Below are 17,093 nucleotides of genomic sequence, written 5' to 3'. Positions count from 1 at the left end.
CATCCTTTTACATAATTCTTTTAAATTCTTTTTCTAAATCTTTTTTTGTTATTTGTATAATTGTTGGTCGTCCATGAGGACAGGTATAAGGATTAGATGTGTTTCCTAATTGTTGTAATAAGCTATCTACTTCAATATTTTCAATCCTATCACCACTCTTAATAGCTTCAGTGCATGCTATTTTAATTATTTTATCTAATTTAACTTCATAAGTACTTTTTATATCATTACTTATTGTATCTACTAACTCTAAAAAAAGTTTTTTAGTTTGAGGTTTCCCAAACAATATAGGTACACCTCTAATTATAACACTATTTGTTCCAAACTCTTCTACTATAAAACCTAATCTATTAAATAAATCTATATTCTTTTTTACTATCTCCAGTTCTGTATTGGTCAATTCTAATATTTGAGGAGTTATTAAATGTTGTATAGCTACCATTTCTTTTTCATATTCATTTTTATATTTTTCAAATATAATTCTTTCATGAGCTGCATGTTGATCAATAATTAGTAGTTTATCATATAATGGATCTTCAGCTAATATATAAGTTGAAAAAATTATTCCTATAGGTCGTAATCTATTTAATACATTTTTTAAATCATTTAAATCTTCTTCTTTTTCTTTAGTAGTTATTGTGTTTTCTTTATATACCTTATTTATATTATTATAATTTATTTCTGATTCTGCTATTTTGTTTTTTTTGTCTAAATTTATAACTTCTTTATCTTTTTCTAATTTATCTTCTTCTAACAAAATTTCTCTATACAACCGAGGAATTTCATTTGTATTATCATTTTGTTTTTTTTCATGAAATTCTTTTTTCGGTATAGAAAGATTTTTATTTAATTGTGAATTAATTATATACTCCAATTTACTATCTAGCTTATTTTGATTAATGAATTTTATCTGTTGTTTATTAGGATGAATATTAACATCTATAAAAGATGGATCTATATCAATAAATATTACAAATACTGGAAATCTATTAATAGGTATTATGGATTTATATTTACACTCTATTAAATTTGAAATGTGATTATTATCTACATACCTATTATTAACGTAGATATATTGATGTTTCCTATTACTTCTATAAAATGTATTATTAGATATATAACCATAAATTCTAAAATCAACATCTTCATAGTTTATCTCTAATAAATTTTTACTAAAGTCTTCACCTAATAAAGTATATATGTTTGTAAGTATATCATTATTATTTGAAGTTTGAAATATTATCTTATTATCTTTAATGTATTTAAAACTTACACCAGGATTACCTAAAGCTAATTTGTATACTATATCGTTTATATGATTTGCTTCTGATATATCAGATTTCAAAAATTTTTCTCTTACAGGAACATTATAAAATAAATCTCTAACAATCATCGTTGTTCCCTTAGGACAACCTACCGGCTTTTTATCTATAATTTTCCCTTCTTCTACAAAAGCTTGGACTCCAAATTTATCTTTATTAGTTTTAGTTAAAACTTCTACTTTTGACACTGTAGATATACTAGCTAAAGCTTCACCACGAAATCCAAAAGACATAATTCTATACAAATCATTAGCATTGGTTAACTTACTAGTAGAATGCCGTTTAAATGCAATACTTAAATCTTCCTCTAAGATCCCATCTCCATCATCTGTAATTCTTATATATGATTTTCCTCCTTGTCGTATTTCTATTGTAATATTTGTTGCATTTGCATCTAAGGAGTTTTCTACTAACTCTTTTACTACAGAAGATGGTCTTTCTATTATTTCACCAGCTGCGATTTTTTGAATTGTTTTTTCATCTAATATTTTTATTCTTTTCATCTATGCTTTCTCCTTCAACCTCTTAGCTTCTTCACTTAAATCATATAAAATATTAATTGCTTCTATTGGAGTTATCTTTGATACATCAATTTTATTTATCTTATCTATAAAATATTCTTTTTTATAATCATCAACGCTTAATTGTTTATCTAATTTATCAGGCTTTTGATCAATAGCAAAATTATGTTTCTTTTCAATTTGATGCAAAACTTCATTAGCTCTATCTATTATTTTATTATTAATCCCAGCCAATTTAGCCACTTCTATTCCATAACTTCTATTAGTACTACCTTCAATAATCTTTCTTAAAAATATTATTTCTTCTCCTCTTTCTTCTACTAATATAGTTAAATTTTTTATTCCCTCAATTTTTTCTTCTAATTCAGTTAATTCATGATAGTGGGTTGCGAACAAAGTTTTAGCTTTTATTTCATTTGCAATATATTCTACTATAGCCCATGCGATGCTTAATCCATCATAAGTGCTAGTGCCTCTACCTACTTCATCTAATATTATTAAACTATTTTTTGTTGCATTTTTAATAATATTGGATACTTCATTCATTTCTACCATAAATGTACTTTCTCCTTGGGATAAATTATCTGAAGCTCCTATTCGAGTAAATATTCTATCTACAATTCCAATATTGGCCTCTTTTGCAGGTATAAAAGAACCAATTTGAGCCATTAAAGTAATAATTGCCACCTGACGCATATAAGTGGATTTACCTGCCATATTAGGTCCAGTTATTATCTGAACTCTATTAGAATCCATATCTAGATAAGTATTATTAGGAACAAACATTTCATTTTCAATAGTTTTTTCTACAACTGGATGTCTTCCCTCTACTATATGGATTATCCCTTTATCATTTAATTGTGGCTTTATATAATTATTTTCATATGCAACTTGAGCAAAAGAATTTAGCACATCAATTTGAGAAATTAATTTACTTACTTTTTGTATTCTATATGTTTCGTTCTTTACCCTTTTTCTTATATCTTGAAATATCATATACTCTATTTCAATCATCTTATCTTCTGCACCAATAATTTTATTTTCTATTTCTTTTAATTCTTTTGTAATAAATCTTTCTGAATTAGTTAAAGTTTGCTTCCTAATAAAATAATCTGGAACTAGATTCAAATTTGATTTTGTTACTTCAAAGAAATAACCTGATTTTTTATTAAAACCGATTCTTAAGTTTTTTATTCCAGTATTTTCTTTTTCTTTACTTTCTAATTTAGCTAACCATTGTTTTCCATCAATACTAGCTCTTTTTAGTTCATCAAGATCTTGATTATAACCTTCTTTTATTAAACCTCCTTCTTTTATTGATATAGGAGGATTGTCTATTATAGATTTATCAATCAAATCATAAACATCCTTCATAGGATCTATTATCATAGCTAGTTCTATAAAATTTTTTTGTCCAGATTGCAACAATAAATTTTTTAATTCTGGAATCTTTTCTATAGAAATTTTTAAAGATACTAAATCCCTAGCATTACAATTTCCATAGGATATTTTCCCAACTAAACGTTCTAAATCATAGATACCTCTTAGGCAATTTTTCACTTGATCCATTAATATAATATCATCTACAAAATGTTCTACTATTTCTTGTCTCTTTTTAATTTCATTTATATTAATTAAAGGTTGTTCTAACCATTTTTTTAAGAGTCTTCCTCCCATAGCAGTAGATGTTTTATCTAGAATTCCTATCAAAGAACCTTTTTTTTCTCTACTTCTAATAGTTTCATGAATTTCTAAATTGATGCGAGTATTGATATCTAATATCATATACTCTTTTGGTTCGTAATAATTAAGTTGAGTAATATGTTCTAAAGAACTTTTTTGAGTGTCATATAAATAATCTATAAGTACACCAGTAGATATTATAGAATAAATTTTATCTTTTATGCCTATTATATTTAAATTATTTATATTAAAATGGGATAAAATAAGTTTTTCCCAATCTTTTTGAGTTATAAAATTATCATCATATAAATTAATAAAAGGATTTATTCTAGTTTCTATAGATCTTACAAATTTTTTGTTTTGCATAAAAGAATTATTAACTATTATTTCTGAAGGATATATTTTGCCTAATTCATCTAATACAAATGCGTAAGAACCTTCTTTATTGCCTATATATTCTGTAGTATACATTTCACCAGTGGTAGTATCTACATAGGATATACCTATCCCTATATCATCTAAATATATAGAAACTAAATAATTATTAGATTTTTCATCTAACACATTTAAATCTGTTATAGTTCCAGGAGTTACTATCCTTATAACATCTCTTTTTACTAATCCTTTTGCTACAGAAGGATCTTCTAATTGTTCACATATAGCAACCTTATACCCTTTTTCTACTAATTTTGATATATAAGAATCAGACACATGATGAGGAACACCACACATTGGTGCTTTTTTATCTCCACCACAATCTCTTTGAGTTAAAGTAATTTCTAATTCTTTAGATGCTGTGATAGCATCATCAAAAAACATTTCATAAAAATCTCCTAATCGGAAAAAAACTATTGTATTAGGGTATTTCTTTTTAATTTTCATATATTGTTTCATCATTGGTGTTAAGTTACTCAAAGTCATAACCTCCGTATTAAACTAAAAAACCTTCTAATGTAAAAGTTTTCACTTTATTAATTTTAACATTTACTAGTTTACCTATCAATTCCTTATTACCTTTAAAATGAACTAGCTTACCTGTTCTAGTTCTACCAGTTAACATATTAGGATCGTTTTTACTAACTTCTTCTACCAGTACTTCTACAACTTTATCCTTATATTTAAGATTTTTTTCATAAAATATTGGATACATAATATCTAATAATTTTTGAAATCTCTCATGCTTAATTTCATCTGGTACTTGATTTGGCATATTTGCTGCAACTGTTCCTTCTCTTATGGAATATAAAAAGGTAAAAGCTGAATCGTATCTAACTTGTTTTACCAATTCCAATGTATCTTCAAAATCCTCTTCTGTTTCTCCTGGAAAACCTACTATAATATCAGTCGATATAGAAATATTGGGAATAGCTTCCCTAATTTTATCTATAAGTAGCAAATATTCTTCTCTAGTATACTTTCTGTTCATAGCTTTTAATATTTTATTGCTACCAGATTGTACTGGTAAATGTAAATGTTCACATACTTTATCAAGGCTAGCCATAGCTTCAATTAATTCATCAGATAAATCCTTAGGGTGGGAAGTCATAAATCTAATCCTTTCTATGCCATTGATTTTATTTATTTCTTCCAATAATTTAGCAAAAGAATAATCATAATTTAAGGTTTTCCCATAAGAATTTACATTTTGACCTAACAAAGTTACTTCTTTGTATCCTTTTTTTGCTAATTGTTGGATTTCTTTTATTATATTCTTAGGTTCTCTACTCTTTTCTCTTCCTCTCGTATATGGAACTATACAATAAGTACAAAAATTATTACATCCATACATTATATTTACAAATGCTTTATAAGCATACATTCGATTAGCATCAATATCTTCAACAATTTCTCTACTATCCTCTATTATATCAACTACAGTATTTCCTGTTTGCTCATATCTATTAATAAGCTGTGGCAATTTGTGAATATTATTTGTTCCAAATATTATATCTACATGTTTATGCTTAGATAATATAATATTTCTTATGCTTTCTCTTTGCATCATACAACCACAAACACCAATAATCAAATCTGGCTTTTGCCTTTTTAATTCTTTTAGTGCTCCTAACTGACCGTATACTTTTAATTCAGCACTCTCTCTTACAAGGCATGTATTATATATAATTAAATCACTTTCTTCTTTTTGATCTGTCCAAACATACCCCATATTTTCTAATAGCCAAGATATTTTTTCAGAATCATGTTCATTCATTTGACATCCATAAGTTACTATCGTATATTTTTTATTTTCCAAAAGTCATAACCTCCTAAAAAACTATTCATAACTATTATAACAAATATCTTAAAAAAAAGAACCTAATTATATTATTACTTTCATCAATATAAGCAAATGAACAAATATAAAAACAAAAATCCATTGAAAAGATTTAAAGAGACTTCCTCGACTCCCTCAATGGATTAACAATTTATATAAAAGCAATAAATTTTAGCATTGTAAACAATCAATATAATTACAATAGAAAACCTTATTTTTAATTATTGCAAATAATTTTATGTTATTTTTACTCTATTATTAATTATTTCATATTTTCCTTCTAAATATTCTTTGGAAAAGTCCTTTTTTATTTTCCATTCTTTTTATTTTTTCTTTTAACTCCGCTGCTTCATAAGATTTTTCTTTTACTTTCATTTTTAATTTTGCATTTTCGCATATCAATACATCTCTTTCTTTACTATTTAATTCATTTCTCAAATTAATTATTTCTTCTTTTAATTCTTCAAATTTTTTTGTATCATTTACAGCATTATCATTAAGAATCTTTGTTATTTCATCAAATATTTCTGTATACAAATTTAAACTAATATCCTTAGCTAGCTGAACAGGATCTATTTTACTATGAGAATCTATAGTCGTTAAAGCTATCTCATTATTATCTGAAGTTAATAATAATTCCGGAGAATTCATTATTAGTTTAATTTGTTTATTGCTAAAGCCTTGTTCTTGAAGAGATTTAATATATTGGAATAATTCTATTTCTTTATAAGTATAATATCTATGATTCGATTCATTTCTTGGAATTTCTAATTCAAATTCTTTTTCATAATATCTTAGTACATGAGGAGGATAATCTGTAATTTCAGCTGCTTCAGATATACTATATTCTTTATCAACTTCTAGCATAATACAACCCCCTTTGCTTGTCCCTTATATTAATAATATTCTTTAATTCTTTTAGAAATCCTTTATATAACACTGACTTTTAATCAGCAAATATCGATAAAATATGTTAAATGTTATCATATATTGATATTTATTAGCTTTAAATAACAGAAAGCTGCTATTATATATCTACATAGCAGCTTTCTTTAACATACATGAACGGTAATATAAAAAAGATTATAATTGAATATTACTTTCTAATACTTTTACAAGTAATTTGATTGAATTTATAATATCATTTTTTGAAGCTGTTTCAATAGTTGAATGAACATATCTTGTTGGAATTGATATAGCTCCAGTAGGTACACCCATTTTAGTCAAATGAATAGCACCTGAATCTGTACCACCATGTTCCAATACTTCTAATTGGTAAGGTATATTATTATCTTTAGCTATATTAATCATATGTTTACGTAATTTAGGGTGAGTTAGTATAGAATTATCTTTAACCTTTATAGCTGTACCTTTATTTAATCCAACAGCAAAAGCTTTAGCTTTAGGAGTATCCCCACTACCAGTTACATCTATAGCTATACCAATATCTGGTTCAATTTTATAGGCAGCGGTTTTTGCTCCTCTTAAACCTACTTCTTCTTGTACCGTAAATACAAAATATAAGTCATTTTGAGGATTTACTATTTCTTTTATAGCTTCTATAGCAACGTAACAGCCTACTCTATCATCCAAGTATCTGGTAAATACAACATTATCATTTTCACTATATACCGTATTATATATACATATATCTCCTATGTTAACTAAACTTTCCGCTTCTTTCTTATTGTTAACTCCAATGTCTATGAACATATTAGATAACTTTAATTTAGAAATATCCTCTACAGGTTCACTAAAAACTACTCCAACAGTTCCATTTTCAAATATTACTTGTTGACTTAAAATGTTATAAGGTGAAATTCCTCCAATATTTGTAAATCTCAAAAACCCATTTTCATCTATATCTGTAACCATAAGTCCAATTTGGTCCATGTGAGCCGCAATCATTATTTTTTTACCATTTCCTTTTTTCCTAGCAATTAAATTACCTAAACTATCTATTTCAATTTCATCAACGTAGTTTTTTATATGTTCGTTAATATAGTTTCTGATCCTATTTTCATTCCCCGAAGGACCATAGGTAGTAGCTAACTCTTCCATAAGTTCACTATTAAATTTCATATTAAAGTGCCCCCTTTTTATATTCAAATAAAATAGATTTCAATAATTTATAAGTATTTTCATAATCTTTCTTGCTCATAACTGATGTTGGAGAATGTATATTTCTACAAGGTACAGATATAGTTGCAGTTATAGCTCCTTCTTTAGTGGTATGAATCTCACCTGAATCATTGCCTCCCATTGAAGATTTTCTATATTGATAAGGTATGTTGTTATTTTCTGCTATTCTAACTATTTTATCCCTAAATTCAATATTATATAAAGTAGTTTGATCCATTAAAGATATAGCTGGACCTTTATTTAAATACGTAGGTATTAAATGACTATCAAGTTTTGGTATATCATAACAAAGAGTACCTTCTAATATTATACTTAAATCTGGATTAACTGCATATGCAGCAGGACCAGAACCCACTAATCCTATTTCTTCCATAACCGTAAATACAGCATAAAAATCAATATCTTCAATTTCTTTTAGTAGTTCAATCAATAGACTACAACCTACTCTATTATCTAAAGCTTTAGCTTTTACTAAATTATCACCAAATTCTATATATTGACTATCAAACATTGCATAATCCCCTATTGAAACTAATTTTTCAGCTTCTGCTTTACTATTTACTCCTATATCTATGTACAATTGTTCAATTTCTAGTGCTTTTTGCCATTCTTCTCTTTTTTGTAAATGAATAGGTTTGGACCCTATAACACCTAATATTTTATTTTCACCTATTAGTACTGGTTTTGACACTAATATCCTCTTATCAATACCACCCACAGTAGTAAACTTCAAGAAACCCATATCGTCTATATCTGTAATCATCAATCCTACTTCATCCATATGTGCTGTTATCATGAGATTTTTCGAATTCCCTTCTCCTTTTTTATGGACAATAATATTACCTAATCTATCAACTTTTACATCATCAACAAAATTTTCTATTTCCTTTAAAATAATATCTCTAACTTCTTTTTCATTTCCAGATACGCCTGAGGCTTCTGTTAGTTTTTTCAATAACATAGTAACCCCTCCAAATTTTCATTTGTAATAGAAGATACAAAAAAAGCCAATAACTTTGCAGTATTTTTTATATCCAATGTGTCTACAACTTCTACAGATGTATGCATATATCTTAATGGTATAGATAAGCAAAGTGTAGGTATACCCTCTCTTGTAATTTGAATAGCTCTTCCATCAGTTCCAGTAGGTCCTGGTGTTACTTCATATTGGAAAGGTATATTATATTCTTTAGCAACATTAACTAATTTTTCCCTTAATCCTGGATGTATATTTCCTCCTATAGTTATTCCTGGTCCTTTTCCCATGTCTAACGTTTCAGCTTTAGATAACTCAGGCGTAGAACCAAATCCTACATCAATAGCTATACCTATATCAGGATTTATTCTATAAGTGCTTGTAAAAGCTCCTCGTAAACCTACTTCTTCTTGTACAGTGGCAACAAAATAAACATCACATTCATGATACAATTTAGATAATTCCTTAATGCATTCATATATAGTTGCAACTCCTGCTTTATCATCTAAAGCTCGAGCTGTTACTCTATTTCCTTGTAAAACTTTAAAATTTCTTTTTATTGAAATAACATCTCCTATATTAACCAAATTTACTAATTGTTCTTTATTTAATCCTACATCTATTATCATATCTTCCATTTTTATAGCTTTATCAATTTCATCTTTTTCTTGTAAATGAGGAGGTTTTGAACCAATTACTCCAAACAAATCCTTTTTCCCATGAACAATTACTTCTTGCCCTAAAATAGTTCTTGGATCTATACCGCCAATACTAGTAAACCTAATAAATCCGTTTTCTTCAATATATTTTACTATTAAACCTATTTCATCCATATGTGCAGCTAACATTACTTTTATATTTTTTTCATTATTATAACCTTTTTTTAAAGCTATAATATTGCCTAAATCATCAGTAAAAATATTGTCAGTGTAATTTTTAAATGTTGAAATAATAATTTCTTTTAAATTAAATTCATTACCAGAAATACTATGGGTATTACATAATGTTTCTAAAAAATCATTAGTACTCACTTTAATCCCCCTTTAGTTTTTATTATATATAATAATTATATCAAAATTTATTTAGAAACACTAATTTATTTTTGTATAAAAAAAAGTTTTAATAGTTTTAAAATTATATCTCTCAGGTAGTATTATCTGTTCCGTGCTTCCTACAAATAATACTCCATTTTTACTTAAACTTCTGTATAATTTATCATATAACAACTCTTTAGCTTCATCTGTAAAGTATATCATCACATTCCTACAAGTTATTAAATCTATATTAATGGGAAAGGGATCTTTTAATAAATCAATTCTATCAAAAATTACTTGATTTTTTATAATATCTTTTATTTTAAAAGAATTGCCTACTTTATCAAAATATTTTATCTTAAACTCTTTAGGCAAATTAACTAAAGCTTTTTCACTATAAATGCCTAATTTAGCTTTTTCTATAGCTTCTTCGTCAATGTCAGAAGCTAAAACTTTTATATCTTTTAAATCATAAAATTTAGATAATAACATAACCAAAGAATAAGGTTCTTCTCCAGTAGAGCAAGCAGCACTCCATACTTTTAATGGTTTATTATCATTTTTACGGATCAATTCTGGCAATATCTCTTTTTCTAATATACTCCATTGAGCTGGGTTCCTATAAAATTCTGATACATTTATTGTTAAATGATTAATGAATTGTTCTAACATATCTTTATTAGATTTCAACGCCATAAAATACTCATCAAAGTCTTCAAAACCATTTCTATTCATTAAAGATGTAATTCTTCTTTTCATTTGTTTCTCTTTATAATAATCAAGATTTATACCTATTAAATTGTTAATGTTCTTTTTGAAAATTTCATATTTATCCATATGAGCCCCCTAAAACATGTCGTTTTAGCAATAAAAAAGGTTTTGATGTATCAAACAACATTTTGTTTTATGTTTAAATAATTTAATTAATAGTGAATATACACCAAAACCTTTAAATTAGATTAGATGATTATTTATCTTCTATAATATCTTTTATTTTAACTTCTTCATCTTTATTATTTATTTCTTTAATATTTTCTTCAATTTCTTCTTTATCTTTTTCTTCTTCAACTTCTTTCATACTTAAACTTATTCTTTCTTTTTCTGGATCTATATCAATGATTTTAACTACAACTTTTTCACCAATTTCTAATACGTCAGAGGGTTTGTCCACATGTTCTTTAGATATTTGAGATACATGTACTAATCCATCTACTCCTTCTTCAAGTCTAACAAAAGCTCCAAAATCCAACATGTTTACTACCTTACCTTCTACTATATCTCCCACTTCTCTATTTTTTATAAATATATCCCAAGGCTTAGGTAAGGTTTGTTTTAATCCTAATGATATTCTATTACGTTCTTTATCAAAATCAAGTATCTGAACTTTAACAGTATCTCCCACATTTACAACATCAGATGGATGGTCTATTCTAAACCAGGCTAAATCGGAAATATGAATTAACCCATCTAAACCACCTAAATCTACAAATGCTCCGAAATCTGTTAATCTTGCAACTTTTCCTTCTACAATTTTACCAACTTCAAAACTATTCCATAATTCTTCCCTTTTCTTTTCTAATTGTTGCTCCTCTATTTTTCTACTTGAAAGAATTATTTTTCTTTTATTTTTATCAAAATCAATAATCTTTGCGTTTAACTTTTTTCCTTTGTATATACTTAAATCTTTAACATAGTTTACGGATATTTGTGAAGCAGGCATGAAAGCTCTAATACCATTAACTGTAGCTATTAATCCACCCTTTACATCAGTTATTATTTTACACTCAACAGTTTCATTATTTTTAAAACTTTCTTCCAATTTGTCCCAGCTTTTTATAATTTCTAATCTTTTAGTTGATAATACAACATTACCTTCTCCATCATCTAATCTAACAACATATACTTCTATTTCATCTCCTTCTTTAAATAAATCTCTAGGTTTTATATTAGGATCATTAGATAATTCTTCTTTTTCTATTATACCATCTGATTTGTAATTTATATTTACCATAACTTCATTATCTGTTACATATATTACTTTACCTTTGACTATATCCCCTCTATGGATATTTACAATAGAATTTTCTATTGCCTCCATTATTTCATTATTATCTTTATTATTATTCATAGCATCAATAACCTCCTTAATTATCCAATCAGGTGTAGAAGCACCTGCAGTTATTCCTATTGTATTAAATTTAGATAGCTTTTGTAAAGGTAAATCTTTGGAAGTTTCAATATGATACACGTTTTTGCAGTATTTTTTACTTATTTCTACTAATTTATTAGTATTAGAGCTATGGTAACCACCTATTACTATCATTGCATCTACTTTTTTTGCTAATTCTTTAGTTGCCGTTTGTCTTAAGTTAGTAGCATTGCATATTGTATTAAATATTTTTACATGATTTCCCTTGTTTTTTATTATATTAGATATGTCGTTAAATATATCTATATTATTAGTAGTTTGTGACACTACACATATTTTATCATACTTAGGAATAGTTTCTGCATCTTCTTTTGTATTTACTATTATAGCATCGTTATTACACCATCCATTAATTCCAATTACCTCAGGATGAAGTTTGTCTCCAATTATTATTATTTTATATCCATTATTATAATATTTTTTTACCCTTTTATGAATAGCTTTCACGTATGGGCATGTACAATCTATTAATTCCAAATTTAAATCTTCTATTTCTTTTTGTAAATCATAAGGGATACCATGAGCTCTAATTATAACTTTTCCTTCCTTCAAAACATTTATATTGTCTATTATCTTCAAACCTTTTTCGTTTAATTTTTCAACAACTTGGGTATTATGCACTAACGGTCCTAATGAATAAATAAGAGTATTTTCTGTATTTTTTATAGTATTTATGGCGATATCAACTGCACGCTTAACTCCAAAACAATATCCAGCATACTCTGCAATATATATATTCACTTTTTTCCCTCCTATAAACTTTTTAATGAGTATACGGTTTTCATAATATCTTTACTAATTTTTATATAATCTTTAGATTCAAGTCTTTTGTCATAATATTCATCAAAATATATTGGCTTACCTATAGTTACCACTACTTTACTAAATAATCTATACTTAGATTCAATAAATACAGGAATTACTGGTGCTTTACTTCTAATACAAATAAGGGCTACACCTGGTTTTACATTATCTAAATTCATTTTTTGTGTTCGGGTACCTTCTGGGAATATACCTAGAACTTTCCCTTGCTTTAAAACTTTCAAAGATGTTTTTATCGCACCTATATCAGAACTTTCTCTATCAACAGGAAAAGCTCCTAGAGCTTTGATTAGCTGACCAATAAGTTTATTCTTAAACAATTCTTTTTTTGCCATAAATATAATTGGTCTAGGAAATGTAATACCGAGTATAATAGGATCAAAGTTACTTATATGGTTAGAGCAAAGCACTAAGGGACCATCTTTTGGAACATTTTCTTTACCATTGACTTCTATTCTAAAGATAATCCTAAAAATCACATTTGCAATGACTTTTACAATACGATAAAAATACAATAATAGTTACCTCCCTTCAATTATATTTATTATTTTATTAACAACTTCCTGAATAGTCATGTTAGTGGTGTCAATTTCATATGCATCTTTAGCTTTTTTAAGGGGGGCAACTTCCCTTGTACTATCTATTTTATCTCTTGTTTTTATTTCTTTGAGAACCTGCTCATAAGTTACTTTTTCTCCTTTTAATAAAAGTTCCTTATATCTTCTATCTGCTCTTACTTCTGGTGAAGCAGTAATGAAAAATTTAAAATTAGCATGAGGTAAAACTACTGTTCCAATATCTCTGCCATCCACAATTACATTTGATTCCTTAGATAATTGTCGTTGTAGTTTTACCATTTCAGAACGAACTTCCTTAATCTTTGCTATATCTGACACGTATTTACTTATTCTATTTTCTCTAATTTCTTTATCTACATTTATGCCATCTAAATAAATATGATTATTTTTAAAGTATATAGAAGATGATTCTAATATATCTAAAATTTTGTCAATATCATCTATATTAACTCCTTTTTCAAGGACTTTTAACGTTAATGCTCTATACATAGCACCTGTATCGATATATTCTATATCTAATTTTTTTGCAATTTCTTTAGATATAGTACTTTTGCCTGCTCCTGCAGGACCGTCTATAGCAATAACTAATCTTTTTTTCATATTAACCTCCTCACAAAATAATAACCACCTATTGGTGGCGTTGTGTTTTTATGTACTTAAATCAGGTCTTAATATTTTTGCCCCTTTTAGATATACGTGACTAACATCTTTTTGTTCTAAAAAATCACTTTGATATAATAACATAAGTCTAATGCATTTCTTTAAATTATCTAGTACATACATTTCATTAAAGCACATTAACCCACATTGATTATATCCTAACAGTCTAGCAGCCTTAGCAGGGTATTCAGCATTTAAATCTTTTGTTGATGAAAATAGTATACATATAACATTATCTTTGTGTAAATTATTTTTTTTCTCTATCTCTATTAATAATTCTTTTGTTGATTTTAGTATTTCTTCCTTTTTATTTTCCACAACTGTAATAGCCCCTCGAATTGAAACAATATTCAATTTTATCACTTCCTGTAATAATTATATATTAAAAAACACAATCTAACAAGTTATTTTAATCGAACTTTACCTAGAATTTCTATGCTTTGAAAAGTAGTAATAATTGTATTTAATTTAGGAGTTTCAATATTACTACTTATTCCAATTACTTTCACTTTTAAGTGATTATTATATTTTGTACCATCTATTTCTATGATGTCATTATGGGATACATGTATCTGTACTTCATCATTGCTAAATTCACCAACAGGTTCGCCATTTAATAATATTTTTATATTTTTGTAATTTGGGGTCATATTTTTTAATATAATTATTCCTTTGTCTTTTAATTCATTATCATCAAAAAAAGGTAATGATTTATTTTTGATCCCTACATTGTATATATATATTCCATTGTTATTTTTATAAGTTATAAATTGAATTATCGATAATAGTATAAAACAAAAAGAAAACAAAAATAATAATAATTTTTCTATCTTATTGAATGATAATTTCATAATAACCTCCTAATCCTTTATTTATAATACTTTATGCTTATTGTTTACAAATAATGTGGTTATTATGAAATCATTTTATATATTAGTCCCAGCTAAATAACCTGTCGAATAAGCTATTTGTAAATTATAACCTCCTGTTAATGCATCTACATCTATAATTTCTCCTGCAAAATATAATCCAGAGACAATTTTTGATTCCATAGTAGAAGAATTTATTTCTTGTGTAGATACTCCTCCTGATGTAATTATAGCTTCTTCTATAGGTCTAAATTTTTTAAAAGTTAAAAATAAATTTTTTAGTGTATAAACTAATTTAATTCTTTCGGTTCTAGTTATTTGATTAACAGGTTTTTCTTCATTTATTTCGACCTTTTTAATTATTATTGGAATTAACCTTTGAGGTAATAAATTTTTTAAAACATTTTTTATCTGTTTGTTTTTATATTTTTCAAAATCTCTTAAAATTCGTGAATCTAATTTTTCTTCGGATAAAGCTGGTTTTAAGTCTATAGCTAATTTAATATTTTTGTTTTTGTACTTATTTATATAGTTACTCATAGATAAAACTATAGGACCAGAAATTCCATAATGAGTAAAAACCATTTCTCCAAATTCTTCATGAATTTTTCTATCCTCAATATAAGAAGTTAAATTAACATTTTTTAATGATAAGCCTTGCACCTCTTTTACCCAACTATCTTTAACTTCTATAGGTACTAAAGATGGTCTTAAAGGTATTAAACTATGTCCAAGCTTTTTAGCAAACTTGTAACCTTCTCCAGTTGAACCTGTTGAGGGATATGATTTACCACCTGTTGCTAAAATTATTTTTTGAAATCTTAGAGTATCCTTATTTTTAAACTTTATAATAAATTCTTCTTTGTCTTTATATATATCTTTTACTTCCATATTTAGTAAAATTTTTACATTATTATTTATTAAAAATTTTTCAAATACTTTTATGACGTCATCAGATTTATCTGTAAAAGGAAAAACTCTATTTCCTCTTTCAATTTTTACATTAAGTCCATAAGATTTTAACAAGTTTATTATATCTTCATTAGTAAAGGAATAAAATCCACTATACATAAAATCTTTATTAGTTGTTACATTATCAAAAAAATTATCTATTGGAGTAGCATTGGTAATATTACATCTCCCTTTCCCTGTTATGAATAATTTTTTACCTAATTTATTGTTTTTTTCAATTAATGTTACATTTTTGCCTCTGGAACCTGCAAATCCAGCAGCAATCATTCCAGCAGGACCTCCACCAATTACAGCTATTTTTTCTGACATCTTATAAGCACTCCTTTAAATGACATATATCATTTAAAATTTTTATTACTGGATTATATTCTCTAAATTCAATGATTGTTAATCCTGTATTACTTATTGTTAAATTTTTAAAATGAGTTAAATCAATATTCAATAATCCTAATATTATAGTTTTGATAGTAGCACCATGTGATACTACTAAAATGTTACTCTTTTCTTTGTTTTCGGCAATTATATTATTTATTCCTTTCATTGCTCTTTCTTGAAGCATTTGTAATGATTCGCTCTTTTCAAGACTAAGTTTTTCTGGGTTTCTTCTCCAAATTTGTATTTCATCATAAAAATTTTGTAATAACTCTTCATTTGTCATACCTTCCCAAATACCAAAATTTATCTCTCTAAATTCTTTCATAATAGTTACTTCTAATTTTATTTTATTGCCAATTATTTTAGCTGTAGTATAAGCTCTTTTTAAGTCACTTGAATATATTTTATCTATGTTTTCACTAATTAATCTGTTTCCTATTAAATGAGCTTGATTTAAACCTTTTTTTGTAAGAGGGATATCTGTTTGACCTTGTATTTTTTTTATTGGATTCCATTGGGATTCTCCATGTCTAACTAGGTATATTTTCTTCATTCTAGTACCTCCATTTTTTTGTTTTTTATATTGATATTATATCATAATTATTATTTATTTGTTTATTTATTATCGTTTATGATAATATTAATTATGATTACT

The 17,093-nt window shown here is 26.3% G+C and carries 15 protein-coding genes; all 15 read right to left on the bottom strand.

Annotation, left to right across the window (positions count from 1 at the left end):
• Nucleotides 1–7: 7 nt before the first annotated feature.
• Entirely contained in the window at nucleotides 8–1,825 is a 1,818-nt protein-coding gene (gene mutL, locus JL105_RS05035) for a DNA mismatch repair endonuclease MutL (protein WP_132026234.1), read from the bottom strand.
• A complete protein-coding gene (gene mutS, locus JL105_RS05030; RefSeq protein WP_237722313.1) occupies nucleotides 1,826–4,447 on the bottom strand; it encodes a DNA mismatch repair protein MutS in 2,622 nt (873 codons plus the stop codon). It abuts the gene before it with no gap.
• Between the two features lie 10 nt (nucleotides 4,448–4,457).
• Nucleotides 4,458–5,738 carry a tRNA (N6-isopentenyl adenosine(37)-C2)-methylthiotransferase MiaB gene (gene miaB, locus JL105_RS05025; RefSeq protein ID WP_420485352.1) on the bottom strand — a complete coding sequence of 427 codons (1,281 nt, stop codon included), beginning with the start codon at nucleotides 5,736–5,738 and terminating at the stop codon, nucleotides 4,458–4,460.
• Between the two features lie 330 nt (nucleotides 5,739–6,068).
• Nucleotides 6,069–6,668 (bottom strand): MerR family transcriptional regulator, encoded by a 600-nt coding sequence (locus tag JL105_RS05020; protein WP_132026228.1) that lies wholly within the window; start codon nucleotides 6,666–6,668, stop codon nucleotides 6,069–6,071.
• A 216-nt stretch (nucleotides 6,669–6,884) separates the two neighbouring features.
• A complete protein-coding gene (locus tag JL105_RS05015; protein ID WP_132026226.1) occupies nucleotides 6,885–7,883 on the bottom strand; it encodes a M42 family metallopeptidase in 999 nt (332 codons plus the stop codon).
• 1 nt (nucleotide 7,884) lies between these two features.
• Nucleotides 7,885–8,904 (bottom strand): M42 family metallopeptidase, encoded by a 1,020-nt coding sequence (locus tag JL105_RS05010; protein WP_132026224.1) that lies wholly within the window; start codon nucleotides 8,902–8,904, stop codon nucleotides 7,885–7,887.
• Nucleotides 8,895–9,950: a M42 family metallopeptidase gene (locus JL105_RS05005; RefSeq protein WP_132026223.1), complete on the bottom strand. Its 1,056-nt coding sequence runs from the start codon at nucleotides 9,948–9,950 to the stop codon at nucleotides 8,895–8,897. The genes JL105_RS05010 and JL105_RS05005 overlap by 10 nt, the downstream gene beginning before the upstream one ends.
• A 60-nt stretch (nucleotides 9,951–10,010) precedes the next feature.
• The gene (locus JL105_RS05000) at nucleotides 10,011–10,790 is read right to left on the bottom strand and encodes a CheR family methyltransferase (protein WP_132026220.1); all 780 of its coding nucleotides are present in this window, start codon (nucleotides 10,788–10,790) and stop codon (nucleotides 10,011–10,013) included.
• A gap of 130 nt (nucleotides 10,791–10,920) precedes the next feature.
• Nucleotides 10,921–12,903, bottom strand: a complete 1,983-nt coding sequence (locus JL105_RS04995; RefSeq protein ID WP_132026218.1) for a bifunctional 4-hydroxy-3-methylbut-2-enyl diphosphate reductase/30S ribosomal protein S1 — start codon at nucleotides 12,901–12,903, stop codon at nucleotides 10,921–10,923.
• Between the two features lie 11 nt (nucleotides 12,904–12,914).
• Nucleotides 12,915–13,499: a lysophospholipid acyltransferase family protein gene (locus JL105_RS04990; protein WP_132026216.1), complete on the bottom strand. Its 585-nt coding sequence runs from the start codon at nucleotides 13,497–13,499 to the stop codon at nucleotides 12,915–12,917.
• A 6-nt stretch (nucleotides 13,500–13,505) separates the two neighbouring features.
• Nucleotides 13,506–14,162: a (d)CMP kinase gene (gene cmk, locus JL105_RS04985; RefSeq protein ID WP_132026214.1), complete on the bottom strand. Its 657-nt coding sequence runs from the start codon at nucleotides 14,160–14,162 to the stop codon at nucleotides 13,506–13,508.
• 48 nt (nucleotides 14,163–14,210) lie between these two features.
• Nucleotides 14,211–14,576: a chorismate mutase gene (gene aroH / locus JL105_RS04980; RefSeq protein ID WP_132026212.1), complete on the bottom strand. Its 366-nt coding sequence runs from the start codon at nucleotides 14,574–14,576 to the stop codon at nucleotides 14,211–14,213.
• Nucleotides 14,577–14,626: 50 nt separating this feature from the next.
• Nucleotides 14,627–15,073, bottom strand: a complete 447-nt coding sequence (locus JL105_RS04975) for a hypothetical protein (protein WP_132026210.1) — start codon at nucleotides 15,071–15,073, stop codon at nucleotides 14,627–14,629.
• Nucleotides 15,074–15,148: 75 nt separating this feature from the next.
• Entirely contained in the window at nucleotides 15,149–16,372 is a 1,224-nt protein-coding gene (locus JL105_RS04970; RefSeq protein WP_132026208.1) for a BaiN/RdsA family NAD(P)/FAD-dependent oxidoreductase, read from the bottom strand.
• A 1-nt stretch (nucleotide 16,373) separates the two neighbouring features.
• A complete protein-coding gene (locus tag JL105_RS04965; protein ID WP_132026206.1) occupies nucleotides 16,374–16,991 on the bottom strand; it encodes a histidine phosphatase family protein in 618 nt (205 codons plus the stop codon).
• Nucleotides 16,992–17,093: the final 102 nt, after the last annotated feature.

The sequence above is a fragment of the Keratinibaculum paraultunense genome (assembly GCF_016767175.1).
Lineage (GTDB): Bacteria > Bacillota > Clostridia > Tissierellales > Tepidimicrobiaceae > Keratinibaculum > Keratinibaculum paraultunense.
This window is presented reverse-complemented; position numbering and strand designations above follow the sequence as displayed.